The organism is Actinomyces sp. B33 (assembly GCF_028437565.1).
Classification (GTDB): domain Bacteria; phylum Actinomycetota; class Actinomycetes; order Actinomycetales; family Actinomycetaceae; genus Pauljensenia.
In genome coordinates this window covers 64,122-82,966 of record NZ_JAMRYR010000003.1, presented here as the reverse complement: position 1 = coordinate 82,966, position 18,845 = coordinate 64,122, and the positions used below count along the sequence as shown (strand labels likewise).

16 protein-coding genes are annotated in these 18,845 nt (G+C 72.1%); 5 read left to right on the top strand and 11 right to left on the bottom strand.

Going from position 1 to position 18,845, the window contains the following annotated elements; genetic code table 11:
* Positions 1-14: 14 nt before the first annotated feature.
* The 5 genes from M3T53_RS05000 to dinB all read right to left on the bottom strand — a co-directional run bounded on the left by M3T53_RS05000 (position 15) and on the right by dinB (position 4,299).
* A complete protein-coding gene (locus M3T53_RS05000; protein WP_272433381.1) occupies positions 15-407 on the bottom strand; it encodes a hypothetical protein in 393 nt (130 codons plus the stop codon).
* On the bottom strand, positions 404-1,384 hold the full coding sequence (rsmH, locus tag M3T53_RS04995) for a 16S rRNA (cytosine(1402)-N(4))-methyltransferase RsmH (RefSeq protein ID WP_272433380.1): 981 nt from the start codon (positions 1,382-1,384) through the stop codon (positions 404-406). The genes M3T53_RS05000 and rsmH overlap by 4 nt, the downstream gene beginning before the upstream one ends.
* A gap of 114 nt (positions 1,385-1,498) precedes the next feature.
* Positions 1,499-1,930 (bottom strand): division/cell wall cluster transcriptional repressor MraZ, encoded by a 432-nt coding sequence (gene mraZ / locus M3T53_RS04990; protein WP_272433379.1) that lies wholly within the window; start codon positions 1,928-1,930, stop codon positions 1,499-1,501.
* Between the two features lie 686 nt (positions 1,931-2,616).
* Positions 2,617-3,012, bottom strand: coding sequence for a DUF3040 domain-containing protein (locus tag M3T53_RS04985; protein ID WP_272433378.1), 396 nt, complete (start codon positions 3,010-3,012; stop codon positions 2,617-2,619).
* A gap of 42 nt (positions 3,013-3,054) precedes the next feature.
* The gene (dinB, locus tag M3T53_RS04980) at positions 3,055-4,299 is read right to left on the bottom strand and encodes a DNA polymerase IV (protein WP_272433377.1); all 1,245 of its coding nucleotides are present in this window, start codon (positions 4,297-4,299) and stop codon (positions 3,055-3,057) included.
* A gap of 47 nt (positions 4,300-4,346) precedes the next feature.
* On the opposite strand from dinB, the gene M3T53_RS04975 reads away from it, so the two are divergent.
* Positions 4,347-5,183: a spermidine synthase gene (locus tag M3T53_RS04975; RefSeq protein ID WP_272433376.1), complete on the top strand. Its 837-nt coding sequence runs from the start codon at positions 4,347-4,349 to the stop codon at positions 5,181-5,183.
* 8 nt (positions 5,184-5,191) lie between these two features.
* Here the strand turns inward: M3T53_RS04975 and M3T53_RS04970 are convergent, their stop codons facing one another.
* On the bottom strand, positions 5,192-6,355 hold the full coding sequence (locus tag M3T53_RS04970) for a PAC2 family protein (protein WP_272433375.1): 1,164 nt from the start codon (positions 6,353-6,355) through the stop codon (positions 5,192-5,194).
* Positions 6,356-6,534: 179 nt separating this feature from the next.
* Here M3T53_RS04970 and M3T53_RS04965 point away from each other — a divergent pair, with 179 nt between their 5' ends.
* The 3 genes from M3T53_RS04965 (at position 6,535) to M3T53_RS04955 (ending at position 12,012) form a co-directional block, all read left to right on the top strand.
* Entirely contained in the window at positions 6,535-8,808 is a 2,274-nt protein-coding gene (locus M3T53_RS04965) for a HelD family protein (RefSeq protein WP_272433374.1), read from the top strand.
* Between the two features lie 81 nt (positions 8,809-8,889).
* A complete protein-coding gene (gene serA / locus M3T53_RS04960; RefSeq protein WP_272433373.1) occupies positions 8,890-10,095 on the top strand; it encodes a phosphoglycerate dehydrogenase in 1,206 nt (401 codons plus the stop codon).
* Positions 10,096-10,290: 195 nt separating this feature from the next.
* A complete protein-coding gene (locus M3T53_RS04955; protein WP_272433372.1) occupies positions 10,291-12,012 on the top strand; it encodes an AMP-binding protein in 1,722 nt (573 codons plus the stop codon).
* A gap of 30 nt (positions 12,013-12,042) precedes the next feature.
* On the opposite strand, the gene nrdR is transcribed toward M3T53_RS04955, so the two are convergent.
* Together nrdR and M3T53_RS04945 are read right to left on the bottom strand one after the other, a co-directional pair.
* Positions 12,043-12,573 (bottom strand): transcriptional regulator NrdR, encoded by a 531-nt coding sequence (gene nrdR, locus M3T53_RS04950; protein ID WP_272433371.1) that lies wholly within the window; start codon positions 12,571-12,573, stop codon positions 12,043-12,045.
* Positions 12,574-12,702: 129 nt separating this feature from the next.
* A complete protein-coding gene (locus M3T53_RS04945) occupies positions 12,703-13,176 on the bottom strand; it encodes a LysM peptidoglycan-binding domain-containing protein (RefSeq protein ID WP_272433370.1) in 474 nt (157 codons plus the stop codon).
* A gap of 188 nt (positions 13,177-13,364) precedes the next feature.
* On the opposite strand from M3T53_RS04945, the gene lexA reads away from it, so the two are divergent.
* Positions 13,365-14,057, top strand: a complete 693-nt coding sequence (gene lexA / locus M3T53_RS04940) for a transcriptional repressor LexA (RefSeq protein ID WP_272433368.1) — start codon at positions 13,365-13,367, stop codon at positions 14,055-14,057.
* Between the two features lie 99 nt (positions 14,058-14,156).
* On the opposite strand, the gene M3T53_RS04935 is transcribed toward lexA, so the two are convergent.
* The 3 genes from M3T53_RS04935 to hflX form a co-directional block, all read right to left on the bottom strand.
* Positions 14,157-15,146, bottom strand: coding sequence for an L-lactate dehydrogenase (locus M3T53_RS04935; RefSeq protein ID WP_272433367.1), 990 nt, complete (start codon positions 15,144-15,146; stop codon positions 14,157-14,159).
* A 106-nt stretch (positions 15,147-15,252) separates the two neighbouring features.
* Positions 15,253-17,259 carry an ATP-dependent DNA helicase gene (locus M3T53_RS04930; protein WP_442866926.1) on the bottom strand — a complete coding sequence of 669 codons (2,007 nt, stop codon included), beginning with the start codon at positions 17,257-17,259 and terminating at the stop codon, positions 15,253-15,255.
* The gene (gene hflX / locus M3T53_RS04925) at positions 17,252-18,763 is read right to left on the bottom strand and encodes a GTPase HflX (RefSeq protein ID WP_272433365.1); all 1,512 of its coding nucleotides are present in this window, start codon (positions 18,761-18,763) and stop codon (positions 17,252-17,254) included. Before hflX ends, M3T53_RS04930 begins: the two co-directional genes overlap by 8 nt.
* Positions 18,764-18,845 lie beyond the last annotated feature (82 nt).

Genomic DNA, 18,845 nt, shown 5'->3' with positions numbered 1-18,845 from the left:
GACCTGCCCCTTCCTCACCGGGCTGGGGTGCCGCCCTCGACGGTGGCGCTGCTCAGGGTGATGAAGCCGGTGGGGCCGGCGGGGACCATGCCGTTGGCCTCGGCCGCCCGTTGGAGGGAGGAGGGGGAGGCGAGTTCTTCGAGCCGGGCCTGCATCGTCCACGCCTCGGCGTCGAGTTCGTTGAGGAGGATCTGCTGGTCGCGGATCGCGAAGGAGGTCTGGGCCATCCGCGTGTTGAGGACCATCGAGGCGAGGATCGCGGCGATGACGAGGAGGCAGGCCGCCAGGGAGCGCAGGACGATGGACCGAGACGGGCGCTCGCCCTCGATGACGCGCAGTTCGCGGGCGGCGTCGTGGAGGCGCTCGGGGCGTGAGGCCGGACGGGTGGCGGCGGGTGCGGCGCTCATGCGGGGTCCTTCCAGGGGCGGATGAGTTCGGCTCCGCGCAGGCGCACGGAGGCGGATCGGGGGTTGTGGGCGAGTTCGGCGTCGTGGGCGCGGTCGGCCCCGCGGGTGAGGAGGCGGAGGCTGGCGCGCATGTCGTCGGGGATGACGGGCAGTCCGGGGGGCGCCGAGTCGGTGGATCCTCGTCGCAGAACGTCCTTGACGATCCTGTCCTCGAGGGATTGGTAGGACTCGACGACGAGGCGCCCGCCGACCCTCAGGGCTCCGAGGGCGCGGGGCAGGGCGTCCTGGAGGATCCGCAGCTCGTCGTTGACGGCCACGCGCAGCGCTTGGAAGGTCCGTTTGGCGGGGTTGCCGCCGGTGCGGCGCGCGGGCGCGGGGATCGCCTCCTTGACGAGGTCGACGAGCTGTCCGGTACGGGTCAGGGGGCGTTCGTCGCGGGCCCGGACGATGAGGCGGGCGATGCGCGGGGCGAAGCGCTCCTCGCCGTAGGACCTGAGGATCCGGGTGAGCTCGCGCTCGTCGGCGGTGGCGAGCAGGTCGGCGGCGGAGGGTCCCGAGGTGGGGTCCATGCGCATGTCGAGGGGCGCGTCATGGGCGTAGGAGAAACCTCGGTCGGTTTCGTCGAGTTGGAGGCTGGAGACGCCCAGGTCCATGAGGACGCCGTCGACGGCGCCGTCCCGGCCGTGGTCGGCGACGGCCTCGTCGATGCGGTCGTAGGTGGCGTGGACGGGGGTGAAGCGGTCGTCGAAGAGCGCGAGGCGCTCGGAGGCGAGGGCGAGGGCCTGGGGGTCGCGGTCGATGCCGATGAGGCGCAGGTCGGGGAATCTCGTGAGGGCCGCCTCGGCGTGGCCGCCCATGCCGAGGGTGGCGTCGACGAGGACGGCGCCGGGGCCGTCGATCGCGGGGGCGAGCATGTCGAGGCATTCGTCGAGGAGCACGGGGGTGTGCAGGTGCGCGGCTCGGGGCGTGTGGGTCACCTCGGCTCCTCGTCTGGTCCGGTCGCGGGGCGGCCCGTACGTCCAGGTCCCCCACCGTGCTCCGCCATCGGGGAAGTGATGTCGGAACAGCGGGCGGAGACCTGGAGGTGCGGGTCAGAACATCCCGGGGATGATTTCGTCTGCTGTGTTGGAGAAGACCTCCTCCTGGACTGCGAGGTACTCGCTCCAGGACGAGGAGTTCCAGATCTCTGCGCGCGAGCCGGCGCCGATGACGGTCAGCTCGCGGTCGAGACCGGCGTAGGCCCGCAGATCGGCGGGGACGGAGATCCGCCCCTGCTTGTCAGGGACCTCTTTGTAGGCGCCCGAGAGCATGACGCGGATCCAGTCGCGGGCCTGCTTGGAGGACAGGGGGGCCCGCAGGAGGTCGCGCGTCATGTTCTCGAACTCCGCAGCCGGGAACGCGTAGAGGCAGTGCTCCTGACCGCGGGTGAGGACGATGCCGCCCTCCATGTCGTCGCGGAAGCGGGCGGGGAGGAACATGCGCCCCTTGTCGTCGAGCTTGGGCTCGTAGGTCCCCAGGAACATGTCTCACCGCCTTCCCCCGCTCACCATGATCCCCCACTTTAACCCACAAGAACCCGTTTATGGGGGCAGATTCTCTCGATACCACGCTTCTTAACCATTCTTTTCCAAGTAATCACAAGGAAAAAACATGGTGGAGGAAAGTGGGGAGAATTTTTAGCGTGTCGCCGTGAAGATCGCGCGAAGGCCCGAGGCGGTGCGGAGGGGGGAGATCGCCGATGGCGGGTCGGCACGGAGGAAAAGGGCGCGGGAATGCGCGAGGTCTAGCCGCCGACGACCCTCCCTCGCCGTCTGGGCGGCCGAGCGGCCGTACACGAGGAGCACGGGCGTGGAGCGATGTGGGGGACCCCGGGGAGCGATGTGGAGGAGTGCGCGCAGCCCCACGGGGAGCGATGCGACAGGCCCCGTCCAGGGGCGGGGCGAAGCGCTCGCGAAGTCGGGGGCATCGGTCGGGACGGGCGGGCTCTTCGATGTCGGCCGCAGTCGCCGGGGAGTGTCGGGGATGCCCGCGCGGGCCCCGGCGCCAGGGTCGTCGTCGAACGGCGCGGGGCGGCCGACGAGGCGGGGGCACGGGACGTCGATAACGTTCGCTCCCGTTGCCCCATCGGATCCGAGCGCATGAGCGGGCCGACGCAGACGAGGGCGCATCCGTCTATGCGGATGCGCCCCGGATCAGCCCGGCGCCTGGATCAGCGCCTCTCGTCCCACCGTCTTTCCTGATCGGCGAGGAACGCCGACCACGACGATCCTCCGGACGCGCGGCCGGACCGGGCCTTACCTGAATCGGTCGAGGAGGCCCCGGGGGTGACCGCGAAGAAGATCCCCCCGACCATCAGCGCGAAGCCGACGACGCCCAGGAGGATCGTCCACGGGGAATAGCCGAAGGACACCGCGGCGATGAGCACTCCCAAACCCGCTATCGCGATGAGGGCCCCCAGGCCGATCCGGCGCGGACTCGGGCGCTTGCCCGACGGGTCCGCCGACGATGCCGCGGAGGACATCTGAGAGGCCAGACCGGGATCCGCCCGGCGCAGGTCGGCCTCCATCTCCTCGAGAACCCGCTTCTCGTACTCGGACAGAGCCACGATGCACCTCCTCGTTCCTCGCAGTGGACGATCGATCCGAGTCTAATGCTCGACGTCCCCAACCGACGATTCCTGTTCGGGGGCCAGGAGCGAGGCCGGCGTGATCGCCCCGGGGCCGAAGCGGTCGCGGATACGGTCCATCGCCCGTTCGGCCTGCTCGGGACGCTCATCGGTGTCGAGGACGACGGGGACCCCCTGGGCCCGCGATTGCAGTCCCTCGACGCGCACGCCGAAGAGCCGCACTCCCCCGACCGGCATCGCCTCGCGCGAGAAGAGCTCGCCGGCGGCCGCCGCGATGTCGCGCCCCAGGTCCGTCGGCACGGGCAGCGTCATCGACCTTGTCACCGTCTGGAAGGAGGGATCGCGCATCTTGATCGACACGGTCCACCCGACTACGTCGGCCGCGCGCAGACGATGGGCGCACTCATGGGAGGCGGCGAGGATGTACTGGCCGATCTGGTCTCGGGAGCGCACATCCCGGTCGAAGGTCCGCTCTGTGCCCACGGATTTCTCCTCCCGCCCCGCGCGCACCGGCCGAGGATCGATCCCCCACGCGAGGTCGTGGAGGTGATGGGCCGCGGCCGGCCCCAGGAGCCGGGCGAGGCGATCGACCCGGGCGTGCGCCAGGTCCCCGATGGTCGTCAGCCCCTCGCGTTCGAGGACCGCCCCCGTCCTTCCCCCCACCCCCCACAGGGCCCCGACAGGCAGGCCGTGGAGGAAGGCCGTCGTCTGGTCGCGGGGGATCAGCAGGAGGCCGTCGGGCTTGGCGTTGGATGACGCGATCTTCGCCACCGACTTGGTCGACGCGATCCCCACCGACGCCGGCAGCCCCACCTCCTCCCGGATCCGGGCCCTCAGCTCGCGCGCGATCGCGGTCGGCGAGCCGAGTCGGCGCCGGGCCCCCGAAACGTCGAGGAATGCCTCGTCGATACTCACCTGCTCGACGACGGGGGTGATCTCCGAGAGGATCCCCATGACCCGCCGCGAGTAGCGCGAATACACCCCCCGGCTCCCCTGGACGAAGCGGGCTCCCGGGCACAGCGCCCGCGCCCGGGCCGTCGGCATCCCCGCTCGTACGCCGAGGGCGCGCGCCTCGTAGGTCGCCGAGGTGACGACTCCGCGGTTGCCCAGCCCGGCGACGACCAGGGGGCGGCCGACGAGCGAGGGGTCCTCTTGCATCTCGACCTGGGCGAAGAAGGAGTCCATATCGACGTGGAGGATCGGGGTCTGGGAGTCGTCATCGCCCCAATGCCTGCGGGTGCGCGCATCGCGCGGAGCGTTCGACACGGTCCCTCCTTCCGGGGCATCGGATGCTGACCGATACAGTGTCGCCCATGGCACGTGCATCTGGACGCGGCTCCCACCGCTTCCCCGTCGATTCCGGAGAGGCCGAGATCCGCTGGGAGGGGGCCCGCGCGACGCTCCTCCTCAACGGCGTCGAATCCTCGTGCCTCGACGCCGACCATCCCGAGGTCCTCGAGTTCGAGTACATGCAGCACCTGACGTGCGCCCTCGACACCGCGCGGCCCGCGCCCGCCCCCGTGCGCGCCCTCCACATCGGCGCGGCGGCGTGCGCAGTGGCGACCGCCTGGGCCCGCACCCGCCCCGGGTCCCGCCAGAGCGCCGTCGAGATCGACGCGGCCCTGGCCGCCGTCGTCCGCGATCACTTCCCGATCCCCCGCTCACCGGAGGTGAGGATCCGCGTGGGCGAGGGCCGGGAGGTCCTCGACTCCACCCGCCCCTCCTCCCTCGACGTCATTGTGCGCGACGCCTTCGCCGACGGCCGCGTCCCCGACCAGTTGCGGACCGTCGAAGCGGCGTCGAGCGCCCGCCGGGCCCTCAGACCCGCCGGGCTCTACCTCCTCAACTGCGCCCACGGGGGCGGGGCCGACGCCCGCGTCGACCTGGCGGCTGTCCTCGAGGAATTCGACATCGTCGCCTCGATCCAGGACCCCAAGGTCGGCCGGTCGGGGCGGCGCGGGAATGTCGTCGTCGTCGCCCAGGCGCCGGCCGACGGCGCCGACCCGATCGACATGGACGACCTCGATCGCGCCCTGCGCCGCCTCCCGCTGCCCGCGCGGGCGACCCGCGGAGCCGACCTCATCGCGTGGATCGCAGGAGCCCGCCCCCTGACCGACGAGTCGATCGGCCGCGGGCCGGCGGGCGACTAGTCCCAACCCTACCCGTCCCCGTTCCGCCGAGCGCCGTCCGGATCGGCGTCGTCCCGCTCCGAGTCGGCGGACGGGCGGCTGCGCCCCTCCGGCTCCGGGGAGGCCGGGGCCCGGTGGCGGGGGGCCGCTCCCGTTCTCGCGCCGGGATGGCGCCGCCGCTCCTCGACGCGGCGCAGGGCGTCCTCCAGCGTGTCGGGGGCGTCCTCGTCGCCTCCGACGGCGGCGGGCGAGGACTCCTCGTCCTGGCCCTCCTGGAGGCGCGAGACGTTCGCCAGATAGGCCTCGATGACGTCGCCGATATCCTTGGGGGTCTTCGCCGCCTGGGAGACGCCGGCGCGCTGGCCCAGTCCGTTGAGGGGGATCGCGCCCCCCTCGCCGGTCCACATGTCGTAGTGCTGCTCGAGCATCGTCACCGTGTGCATGATGTCGGGGTTGGCCTCGATGAGCTGCTCGATCGTCCCCTGATCCTGGGCGGCCCCCTGCTCGAGGTCCCCGACGGGCAGGGTGAGGTCGGCGAACTCCGACAGGGAGCGCAGGAGAGCCGATGAGGCCGACGGGTACGGGGTGTCGGCCATGTAGTAGGGCACCGCCCCCAGGAGGTTCATCCCCCCGACCCCGCGCTCGGCGAGACGGTACTGGAGGAACGAGGTCATCGGCGCCGGGAACTGCATGACGTTGGCCATCTGCGGCTGGTCCGGCAGGAGGGAGGCGTCGGTCGTCTGGACGTGGACGGGCACGGGCCGCGTGTGCGGGACCCCCGAGGGGATCCCGTGGAAGGCGAAGGAGATCTCGACCCCGGCCCTTTCGGCGATGCCGGCGACGCACGCGGCGAAGGACTCCCAGCGGGCGTCCGGCTCGGGCCCGTGGAGGACGAGGATCGGCCGGCCGAGGTCGTCGTGAACGAGGTCGAGGGCGACGATCGGCGCGGCCAGCCCCGTCGTCACCCAGTTCTCGACGACGGCTAGGGGGCGGTGGGAGCGGTAGTCGATGAGGAGGTCGGAGTCGAAGGTGGCGACGCGCTCGACCTGGAGGGAGCGCAGCATCTGGGAGACCGCCATGCGCCCGGCTCCGCCGGCGTCCATCGCGCCGTCGAAATGGATGACGAGGATCTTCGCCCGGGCCCCGAACGCCTCGCCCCGCTCGTACAGCGCCTCATCGAGATCGCGGACCATCGCTCCTCCTGTTCTCCTCCTGCCCGTAACGCTACTCGGAGGCGGGCGCCGCGTCTTGGGAGGCCCCCCGATTGAGCCGAGGGCGAATCCCGTCAGGCGGGGCCCTCCCTCCGCCGTCGCGGCGCGTCGACGGGCCGATGAGGCACAATGGATGGCCGAAACGACAGGCGGGAGCATCGATGAGCACACCACCCCACGACGCGACCGGCCCCCTGCCCGAGCAGGGGTTCGTCGACCGCGCCTACGAGCGCCTCGACGATCTGCGCGCCTCCTACCGCGAGCGCCAGCGCCGCTCGCACGCGGTCCACGGCGTCGGCAACGCCCAGGCGTGGACCGAGCGCGACGCGATCTCCTCCCACCTCGGCGACGTCGCCGCCCGCCTCGAGGGGATCGAGGAGCGCCTCGTCTTCGGCCGCCTCGACATGGCCTCGGGAACGACCCACCACATCGGCAGGGCCTCCCTGTCCCAGGAGTCCGGCTCCCCCCTTCTCATCGACTGGCGGGCGCCGGCCGCCCGGCCCTTCTACCAGGCGACCGCGGTCGACCCCGCCGGGGTCGTCCGGCGCCGCCACATCACGACGCGGGGCCGTCGTGTCACGGCCCTGGAGGACGAGCTCCTCGACGCCTCCCACCCGCGCACCCGCGACCTCGACCTGCAGGGCGAGGGGGCCCTCATGTCCGCCCTCGACGCGGCCCGGGACGGGCGCATGGGGGATATCGTCGCGACGATCCAGGCCGAGCAGGATCGGATCATCCGCGCCCCCGAACGCGGTCTCGTCGTCGTCCAGGGCGGCCCGGGGACGGGCAAGACCGCCGTCGCCCTCCACCGCATCGCCTACCTCCTCTACTCCCAGCGCGAGCGCCTCGAGCGCTCCGGCGTCCTCCTCGTCGGCCCCTCGCGGATCTTCCTGCGCTACATCGAGCAGGTCCTCCCCTCCCTGGGCGAGACCGGCGTCGTGTCGATGACGCTGGACGACCTCGTCCCCGGGGTCCGCCCGCGGGGCGTCGACTCCGACGAGGCGGCCCGCCTCAAGGGGCTGCCGGCCTGGTCCCGGATCCTCAAGCAGGCCGTCCTCGGACTCGTCCGAATCCCCGAATCGGATCAGGAGCTGCGGGTGTGGAACCGGCGGGTCGTCCTGCGCCGCGGGGACGTCGAGGCCGCGGTGCGCCGGGCGAAGAGGTCCGGGCGCCCGCACAACGCGGCCCGCGAGTCCTTCGCCCTCGACGTCATGCGGGTCCTCGCCGAGCGCCTCGCCGTGGAGGCCGGGGACGTCGACGCGTCCGGCGCCCCCCTGGCCGACGAGGTGACCGCCTGGCTCGGGGAGATCCGGGATTCCGCGGACGCGCGCCGGGCGATCAACCTCGCGTGGATGCCGACCGCGCCGACGACCCTGCTCTCGCGCCTCTACTCGCGCCCCGAGGTCCTCGCCCGGGCCAACGGGGCGGCGGGCCATCCCCTGCGGGGCGACGAGCTGGCCGTCCTCGTGCGGGCGCGCACCGCCCCCCTGACGAGCGCCGACGTCCCGCTGATCGATGAGCTCGAGGAGCTCCTGGGCCCGATGCCGGGCCGGGGCCGGTCCTCGCACGACGACTCCGGCGACGACGGGTCCGACGTCGCGCGGGCGCGCAGCGCGATCGAGTCGCAGGGCCTGGGGGGCGGGATCGTCACCGCCGAGATGCTCGCCGCCTCGACCCGGCCCCCCGGGGAGTGGACGCCGCTGGCGGAGCGGGCGATGGCGGATCGGCAGTGGACCTACGGGCACGTCGTCGTCGACGAGGCCCAGGACTTGTCGCCCATGGCGTGGCGGGCGCTCCTGCGGCGGTGCCCGGCGCGCAGCTTCACCGTCGTCGGCGATCTCGACCAGCGGCGCGGCCCGAGGCGGCCGCTCACGTGGGCGCAGGCCCTGGGGCCGGCGGCGCGCGCGTTGGAGACGGAGTACGCGCTCACCGTGTCCTACCGGACGCCGCGGACGCTGACGGCGCTCGCCGAGGCCGTCATGGCGCGCAACGATCGGCCGGTGCTCCACCCGATGACGGCGGTGCGCGACGTCGAGGACTGCTATTCGACGTGTTTCGTCCCCGGGTCGGGGCCCGCCCCGCGCGACCGCGATCCCCTGTGGGCGGCGGCCCACGAGGGCGTCGACGCCGCCTGCGCGCGCCTCGACGAGGCGTCGGGGGCCGGCTCGGGGAGGGTCGCGGTCCTCGTCGGCCAGGAGCGCGCCGTCGCCTGGGGAGCCGACCTGCGCGGCGACTCGGGGCTGTCGGAGCGGGTGTGTGTCCTGTCGGCGGCGGCGGCCAAGGGCCTCGAGTTCGATTCGGTGGTCCTCGTCGAGCCCTCGGAGATCCTCGCGGACGGGCCGGGCGATCTCTTCGTCGCGTTGACGAGGGCGACCCACGACGTGCGCGTCGTCCACTCCGGGGACCTGCCGCGGGGCATGGAGGAATGGGACTGAGCGGGGCGGGGCTCCCGCCGTCGGCGCCCGCCTGGCGGCCCCCGGTTTGACCAGGAGGCGTTGTCTGGGACCATGGGGGCCATGACGCGCGCATTGCTCTTGGAGAACCCCCATTCCGCTGCCGACGAGGTCTTCGCCTGCGCCGGCGTCGACGTCGAACGGGTGCGCGGCGCCCTCGACGAGGACGAGCTCATCGAGGCCCTCGACGGCGTCGACTACCTCGGTATCCGCTCGAAGACGGAGGTCACGGCCCGGGTCCTCGACGCCCGCCCGGGCCTCCAGGCGATCGGCGCCTTCTGCATCGGGACGAATCAGATCGACCTGGCTCACGCCGCCGAGCGCGGCATCGCGGTGTTCAACGCCCCGTACTCGAACACCCGATCGGTCGTCGAGCTGGCCATCGGGGAGATCATCGATCTGACGCGCCGGGTCACCGTGAAGAACTCGCGGCTCCACCGGGGGATCTGGGACAAGTCCGCGGACGGGGCCCACGAGGTGCGCGGGCGCACCTTGGGGATCATCGGCTACGGGTCGATCGGCACCCAGCTGTCGGTGCTCGCCGAGGCGATGGGCCTCAACGTCATCTTCTACGACACCGCCGAGCGCCTCGCCCTGGGCAATGCGACGCGGATGCCGACGATGGAGTCGGTCCTGCGCGAGGCCGACCTCGTGTCGATCCACGTCGACGGGAGGGAGTCCAACGGCGGCCTCATCGGCGCCCGCGAGTTCGCGATGATGAAGCCGGGGGCGATGTTCATCAACCTGTCTCGGGGCTTCATCGTCGATATCGACGCCCTCCACGACGCCCTCGTCTCCGGGCACCTGGGCGGGGCGGCCGTCGACGTCTTCCCGGAGGAGCCCAAGGCCAACGGAGATCCCTTCACGTCCCCGCTGGCCAGGCTCGACAACGTGATCCTCACCCCCCACATCGGCGGGTCGACGGAGGAGGCCCAGTACGACATCGGGCGCTTCGTCGCCTCGAAGATCGGCGACTACGAGCGGACCGGGTCGACGGACATGAGCGTCAACCTGCCGAACCTCCAGCTGCCGGCCTCGGACGAGTCCCGGTTCCGGATCCGCCTGATCCACCGCAACACTCCCGGCGTCCTGGCCCGCGTCAATCAGACCTTCGCCGAGTCGGGGGCGAATATCGGCGGGCAGATCCTGTCGACGCGCGGCCAGATCGGCTACGCCCTGACGGACATCTCGTCCCAGCTGCCGACCGGCGCCCTGGAGACGATCCGGATGATGCCCGACACGATCCGCATGACCGTCACGCCCTGGTAGGTGCTCAGGGCGGCGCTCGGCTCCGTCGCCGGCCCGCATCCGGCCCGAGTCGGGCGCCGGGCGAAGCCGACGAGGCCGTGGTCGTCGCGGTCGTCATCCGCGCCCCGGGCCGTGGACACCTCTTCTTCGGTGTGTGAAGAGCACTCACAACCTACGGTACCGTAGGGTGAGTTCTTCGAGACGAGGAGGATGCCGATGGACCTGACCGAGCGGCTGCGCGCCGGATACGCCCCAGGGGTGGCGACGTCGATCGCCGTCCCCGATCGGACGATCCCCCAGATGGTCGACGAGGTCGCCGCCCGCTACCCGCAGCGCGTCGCCCTCGATTTCTTCTCCTCCCAGACGACCTACGCCGAGCTCGCCGAGAGGATGCGACGAGGCGCCAGCGCGCTCGCCCAGGCCGGCGTGCGCCCCGGGGACCGGGTGGCCCTCGTCATGCCGAACTGCCCGCAGCATGTCGAGGCGATCCTCGCGACGATGCAGCTGGGGGCGATCGTCGTCGAGCACAACCCGTTGGCCCCGCAAAAGGAGCTCGCCGAGGAGTTCGCATCCCACGGGGCCCGTGTCGTCGTCGCCTGGTCGAAGAGTCTCGACAAGCTCTCCTTCCTCGCCCCCGGCGTGCGGATCTTCTCGATGGACCTGACGCGCGCCCTGCCGCCGATGAGCCGCCTCCTCCTGTCCCTGCCGATCGCCTCGGCCCGGGCGCGCCGCGACGAGCTGACGGCCGTCCCGCCGGCCCGCGCCCGCTCCTGGGACGTCATCGTCGACCGAGCCAGGCCGTGGGAGCCCGCCTGCCCGGCCTCGCCGGACGACATCGCCCTGCTGATCCACACCGGCGGAACGACGGGAGCCCCCAAGGCGGCGTGCCTAACGCACCGCTGCCTGATGGCCAACGTCGCCCAGTCCCTGGCGTGGGTGCCGGTCCTCCACGAGGGGGCGGAGGTGTTCTACTGCGTCCTACCCCTGTTCCACGCATTCGGCTTCACGATCAGCTTCCTCGCGGGGATCAGTCTGGGGGCGACGATAGCCCTCTTCCCCAAGTTCGACACGACGATGATCCTCACCAGTCAGAAGCGCCTGCCGTGCACGTTCTTCCTCGGGGTCCCGCCGATGTACGAGCGACTGTTGACGACCGCCGCGGAGATGGAGTCGGACCTGTCGTCGATGACGTTCTCCCTGTCGGGCGCGATGCCCCTGTCGCCGGAACTCGCGGCCCGCTGGGAGGAGACGACGGGCGGATTGATGATCGAGGGCTACGGGATGACCGAGGCCTCCCCGGTGATCCTCGGGTCCCCGTTGTCGTCGGCGCGCAGGCCCGGAGCGCTGGGCCTGCCCTTCCCGTCGACGCGCATCCGCATCGTCGACCCGCAGGATCCGTCGGTCGACGTCGCCGACGGGCAGGTCGGCGAGCTCATCGTCTCCGGCCCTCAGGTGTTCTCCGGCTACTGGGGGCGCGAGGACGAGACGGAGGAGGTCTTCGCCGACGGGTGGCTGCGCACGGGCGACCTCGTCCAGGAGCGCGACGGGTTCATCTACATGGCCGATCGGCGCAAGGAGATGATCAACTCGTCGGGGTTCAACGTCTATCCGAGCCAGGTCGAGGACGCCGTCCGCTCGATGCCGGGGGTGCGCGACGTCGCGGTCATCGGGATCCCGGCGGGGTCGTCGGGCGAGGACGTCGTCGCCGCGATCGTCCTGGAGGCCGGGGCCTCGGTGACGCTGGCGGATCTGCGCGAGTGGGCGGGCAAGTCTCTGTCCCATTACGCCCTGCCGCGTCAGCTGGTCGTCGTCTCGGAGCTCCCGCGCTCCCAGCTCGGCAAGGTCATGCGGCGCAAGGTCCGCGACCAGATCCTCGAGGCCGCGGATTCGGCCGCCGAGAAGATCCGGGCGTTCACGGAGCGCATGCCCCGTCAGTGAGGCGCGCCCGGTCCCCCTGGGCTCGGGCGGTCAGTCGTCGAGGAGGGTCGGGGCGTCGGCGCTCTTGCGGCTGCGCGGGGATCGCCGTTTGGGGCGGGCGGCGGGAGCCGGATCCGGGTCGTCGTCGCGCAGCGCCGCGATGGCGTCGGCGAAGTCGTCGAGGCTGTCGAAGGCCTGGTAGACGGAGGCGAAGCGCAGGTAGGCGATCTCGTCGAGGTCGCGCAGGAACGGGAGGATCGCTTTACCGACTTCGTCGGAGGAGACGTTCGAGACGCCGGTCGAGCGCAGCGCCTCCTCGACCTGCTGGGCGAGGAGCGCGAGGTCGTCGTCGGAGACCGGGCGCCCCTGACAGGCTTTTTTGACCCCGGAGACGACTTTGTCCCGGGAGAAGGGCTCGACGACGCTGGAGCGCTTGACGACCTGGAAGGACGAGGTCTCCAGGGTGGTGAAGCGCTTCTTGCAGGAGGTGCACTCGCGACGGCGCCGGATCGAGGCGCCGTCGTCGGCGATGCGAGTGTCGACGACGCGCGAATCGGGGTTGTGGCAGAACGGGCAGTGCACTCCCCCACGCTACACGGTGACGCGCTCCGATGTCCCGCCCGCGTGGGCGAACGCCCCGCCCCGCAGACCCGGGGAACGAGGCCGGGACCGTCCCGCCGGGGGATCGACGGCCCCAGGCGGTCGGGCCGATCAGCGCACGGGCACGAGGACCCGTTGCCCCTGGACGAGGGCCCCGTCGAGGCCGTTGAGGCGCTCGATATCGACGACGACCTCCTCGAGCGGACGATCCGTGTCGACCCCCTGGGCGAGGCTCCACATGGAGTCCCCGGCGACGACCGAGTGGACGCGGGTCGGACCGGCATAGGCATCGGGTTGGACGAGGATCCCGGCGCCGACCCCCGCCAGGCCGAGGGAGACGACGACCGCGCCATGAATGAGAAAGCGCCCGAGGGGGACGCGGATCGCCCGATCCCCCGCCCGGGGCGCCGCCGGGCGTCGGCGCATCGCCGGCTCCTCGGCGAGTTGGGCGCGCCTACGGCGCCGGGCCGACGGCGCCGAGTCGATCGACAGGACCTCGGCGTCGACGGGATCGGGGACGACGGCCAGCAGCCGGCGCCTCGGGGATTCGGCGCCCCCGGTGGGGACCAGTGTCATCGCGCTCATCAGCGCCTCCTCTTCCCGAAATCGTACATATGTTCGTCGAACACCTGTACGATATCAGTGATGGTGATGGATGTCGAGACCCGCTCGAACATGTGTTTCACATCCGCGCCGAGCTCGAATAGCCTGACTGAACCAGTGGACCAGGGCCCATGGGCATCTGCGTCCCCACCCGGACGAGAGGACCCGCCATGACCGGCGACGACCAGCCGACCCAGCGCCAGATCGAGGTCCTCGCCGCCATCCAGACCGGGATCCGCGACCACGGCTTCCCCCCGTCCGTTCGCGAGATCTGCACCGCCGTAGGACTGGCCTCCCCCTCGACCGTCCAGCATCACCTCGACGCCCTCGAATCGCGGGGACTCATCCAGCGCCACGACTCGCGGGCCCGCACCCTCGACGTCACCGACGCCGGCCGCCGACTCCTCGGGGCCGACGAGGAACCCGCCCTGGCGGCCCCCGCCGCCCGGGTCGTCACCGTCGACCTGCCCGCCGGCCTCGTCGAGGACGACTCGTCGGGCATCCCCCTCGTCGGGCGGATCGCGGCCGGAGCGCCCATCACCGCCGAGCAGTACGTCGAGGACGTCTTCCAGCTCCCGACGCGCCTGACCGGACGGGGCTCCCTCTTCATGCTCGAGGTCCGCGGCGAGTCGATGATCGACGCCGGCATCCTCGACGGCGACTACGTCGTCGTCCGATCCCAGCCCACCGCCCACGACGGCGAGATCGTCGCCGCCATGATCGACGGGGAGGCCACCGTCAAAGTCCTCTCCCACTCGCAGGGGCACGTGTGGCTCCTGCCCCGCAACGAGGACTACTCCCCCATCCCCGCCGACGAGGCGACGGTCCTCGGCCGCGTCGTCACCGTGATCCGCTCCCTGTGATCGACCCCCGCTCCCCGCGCCCGCTCCTCATCGCATGTGGCGCGCGGGACGGGGCCGGCGCCCCCATGGACTCCGGCCCCGTGCTCACAGAATCGACGATCAGAACCCCAGATCGCGGGCGACCTGGCGCAGCCGCTCCGCAGACGCCGTCAGCCCGTCGCGCTCGTTGAGCGTCAACGGCGGCGTGAGGACGCGACCCGCCCCGTCGCGGCCGACGATCGTCGGCGCCGCCATGCACACGTCCGAGATCCCCTCCCAGTCCTCCAAGAGCGTCGAGATCGTCAGCACCCGCTGCTCGTCGCGCAGGACCGCGCCCGCGATATTGGCCGCCGCCAGGCCGATCGCGTAGTTCGTCGCGCCCTTGCCCTCGATGATCTTGTACGCGGACTGGACGACCTCGTCGGCGATCTCCCGGCGCAGCTCGGAGTCGAAGAGCCTGCCGGACAGCGTCGGCCCCCAGTGCTTGAGCGGGACGTTGCCGATCTCGGCCGACGACCACAGGGCGACCTCCGAATCGCCGTGCTCACCGGCGACGTAAGCGTGGATGTTGCGGGTCGTCACCCCCGTCTCCCGCGACACGAGGTAGCGCAGGCGCGACGTGTCGAGGACCGTACCCGACCCGAAGACCTGGGTGCGGGGCAGGCCGGTGATCTTCAACGCCGCGTAGGTGACGACGTCGACGGGGTTCGTGATGAACATGAAGACCGCGTCGGGGGCGACGGCGGTCAGGTTCGGGACGATCTTCTTCATCAGCGAGACCGTCGAACCGGCGAGCTCCAGACGCGACTGTCCCGGCAACTGCTTGGCGCCCGCGGTGACGATGACCAGGTCCGAGCCGCGGATGATCTCGACGTCGTCGGAGCCCTCGATCGAGCCGCACGGGGTGAACTGGATGCCGTGGGCCATGTCGAGGGCCTCGGCCTCGACCTTCGCCTTGTTGATGTCCTGGAGGACGATCGAGCGCGCGTCGCCGCGCATCGCGCACGCGTAGGCGACGGCGGTTCCGACCGCCCCGGCGCCGACGACGGCGATCTTCGAGGGTCGTCCAGCCGACTTCGTGGGGTAGAGGGTCTTGACGTCGGGTTCCACGGGGTTCTCTCCTTCTGAGGTTTCGAGCATCCCCATTGTCCCCCGGTCGCGGCCTGCGCAACAGCCCCCGATCAGCGGACCCGCCGGCTCCGGCGCCCCGACCCGGTCAGCGCGGGCGCTCCTGGGACAGGCGTCCCAGCGCCTCGCGGACGACTCGGGGATCCTGCGTCGGCCACATCCGCGGCATCGACGCGAGGATGAACCCCCCGTAGCCCTTCGTGCGCAGCCTCCGGTCGAGGACCGCGACCACCCCCCGGTCGTCGGTCGACCGCAGGAGCCGGCCCGCGCCCTGCGCCATGAGGAGCGCCGCATGCGTCAAGGAGACGGACCGGAACCCGTTGTACCCGTTCCTCTCCGCGTCGATGGCCCGCGCCTTGGCGATCGGATTCGCCGGATGGGGGAAGGGGATCCGGTCGATGACGACGAGCCGGCAGGCGTCGCCGACGACATCGACCCCCTGCCACAGGGACATCGTCCCGACGAGGCACGAGTCGCGCGACCGGCGGAACCCGGCGACGAGGGAGGAGAGCGTCTCCTCCCCCTGGACGAGGATCTCCAGGTCGGTGCGCTCGCGCAGGGCGCGGACGCCCTCCTCGGCGGCCCGCCACGAGGAGAAGAGGACGAGGGCCCCGCCTCGGGAGGCCCGGACCAGGTCGACGAGCTCGTCGAGGGCCTCGGGGCTCGGACCGGCGGGCCCCGGGTCGGGCAGGTGGGTCGCGACGTAGAGGATCCCCTGACGGGCCGCATCGAAGGGAGATCCGACGTCGACGCCCTCCCAGGCGATGTCGGAGACCATGAGGCCCGTCTGCCGGGCCATCGCGTCGAAGGAGCCGCCGAGCGCCAGCGTCGCCGAGGTGAGGATCGTCGGCCTGTCCCCGTACCCCGCGGTCCCCAGGGGGACGGCGACGTCCAGAGGCGCGATCGACAGCCTCTCCCCGCCAGACTCCTCCGGCCGGGTCACCCAGGTGATCGACCGGGCGGGATCGTCCGACCAGGCCCGGAGGGCGTCGAGCAGCTCGTCGAGCGCCCCGCGCGCCAGGAGCTTGGCTGTCTGGTCGACATGGCTCGCCTGGATGGCGGTGGCGGCCTGGCGGGCGGCCGCGCCCACCTCGTTCATCGCCAGGACGAGCGCCTCGGGTCGGGCGGTCACCAGTCCCTCGTCGAGGGGCCCCAGGGCCGCGGCGAGCGCGGCCGCGGCCTGCTCGATCGGCTCGACGGGGATCTTCGCGTGGGTCCGCAGGGCGCGCGACACGCGTCCGATCATCGCCTGGGAGACCTCGCGGGCCGCCTGGTCCCGGACGCGGTCGGCGAGCTCGTGGGCCTCGTCGACGACGATGACGTCGACGCCGGGGAAGAGGTCGGAGTCGCTCGTCGCGTGGATGCCGAACAGGGAGTGGTTGGTGACGACGAGGTCCGCCTCGTTCGCCCGGTCGCGCGCCGCCTGGGCGAAGCACTCGTCGACGAGGGGGCACTGGCGCCCGAGGCATTCGCGGGCGGAGACGGACGCGTAGCGCCACGCGCGATCGGAGACCCCGGGGACGAGGTCGTCGCGGTCGCCTGTGTCGGTCGAGGCCGTCCACTCCCGGATCCTCAGGATCTCGCGGCCCAGGTCCGAGGAGGGCTCGGCGTCGGCGGATTCGGCGTCGGCGATGTCGAAGAGGGCCCCCTCGGCGGGGTATCTGCCGCCGACCCGATGGAGGCACGCGTAGTTCGACCACCCCTTGAGGACGGCGACCCTCGTGCGCACGCCGGTGGCCTCGGCGACCTCGTCGACGACGCGGGGCGCGTCCTTGGCGATGATCTGGCGCTGGAGGGCCAGGGTGGCGGTCGAGACGAGGGCGCGCACGCCGGTCCGGGCGCAGTGGGTGAGGAGGGGCGTCAGATACCCGATCGACTTGCCGGTCCCGGTGCCCGCCTGGACGAGGAGGCGGGTCCTCTCCTCGATGGCGGAGCAGACGCGCTCGACCATGAGGGACTGCCCCTCGCGGGCCTGCCCTCCCATCGACTCGACGACGCCCGCGAGGACCCGCGCGGCCTCGTCGCCCAGGCTTCGGGTCCCGGCGGCCTGACGCCTCTCGGTCCCGGCGGCGCCCTCCCCCGGGCTTTCAGTCATCGCTACTGGCTGCGGCCTCGCGCAAGCGGGCCGCGAGCGCCTCGTCGACGCGGGCGACGACGCGGGTCCCCCGGTCGACGTACTCCTCGAAGGAGACCTCCCCGTCCTCGTGGACGGCGTGGACGAGGTCGCCGCGCGAGTACGGGACGACGAGGTCGACCTCGATGCGCGGGCGCGGGAGCATGCCCTCGAGGACGCGGGCCAGGTCGTCGACGCCGAATCCGGTGCGAGCCGAGACGGCGACCGCCCCGGGGAACGCGGTGCGCAGGAGGGCGAGCTGCTCGGGGGTGGCCAGGTCGGCCTTGTTGAGGGCGATGAGCTCGGGGATGTCGGCGGCCCCCTCGATGGTGGCGAGGACGGAGCGGACCGCCTCGACCTGGCCGACGGGATCGGGATGGGCGGCGTCGACGACGTGGACGATGACGTCGGCCTCGCCGACTTCTTCGAGGGTCGAGCGGAAGGCCTCGACGAGCTGGGTCGGCAGGTTGCGGACGAAGCCGACGGTGTCGGTGAGCGTGTAGGCGCGGCCGTCGGGGGTCGTCGCCCGGCGCACCGTGGGGTCGAGGGTCGCGAAGAGCGCGTCCTCGACGAGGACCCCGGCGCCGGTCAGCCGGTTGAGCAGCGTCGACTTCCCGGCGTTCGTGTAGCCGGCGATGGCCACCGACGGGACGGCGCCGCGTCGGCGCGCGAGGCGCTGGGTCCGCCGGGCGGGCTCCATCTTCCGGATGTCCTCGCGGAGCTTGGCCATGCGGGTGCGGATGCGGCGCCGGTCGAGCTCGATCTTCGTCTCGCCCGGCCCCCTCGACCCGATGCCCGCGCCGCCGGCGACGCGCCCTCCCGCCTGGCGCGACATCGAGTCGCCCCAGCCCCTCAGTCGCGGCAGGAGGTACTCGAGCTGGGCGAGCTCGACCTGCGCCTTGCCCTCCCGGGATTTGGCGTGCTGGGCGAAGATGTCGAGGATCAGGGCGGTGCGGTCGACGACTTTCGCGTCGACGACGTCCTCGAGGCCGCGGCGCTGGGACGGGGAGAGCTCCTCGTCGACGATCACCGTGTCGGCGTCGCAGGCGGCGACGATGTCGGCGAGCTCCTTGGCCTTGCCCGATCCCAGGTAGGTCGCCGGGTCGGGCTGGGAGCGCCGCTGGATCAGCCCGTCGAGGACCTCCGATCCGGCGGTCTCGGCGAGGGCCGCGAGTTCGCGCAGCGAGTTCTCGGCCTCCTCCTCGGTCGTGTCGATCCGCAGTCCGACGAGGACGACGCGCTCGAGGCGGACCTGGCGGTATTCGACCTCGGAGATCTCCTCGCGGTCGTGGGCCAGGCCCTGGACGCGGCGGGTGCCGGCCCGGGCCTCGCGCTCGAGGTCGCCCTCGTCGCCGCTGCGGTCCTGCCCCGCCGTGGACGCCAGCGCCGTCCCCTGCCGGGCGAGGATCCGCGCGACGACGTCCTGGGCGCGCCGCGCCGCATCGTCCGGGGTGCGAGGATCGTCGTGCTCGGCGGGATGGGTCATGGATTCTCCTTGTGTCGACCGGGCTTCAGTGTGTCATGTTCCGCCGTCGTCTGAGGCGCTCCCCCGCTGTTCTTCGCCGCCG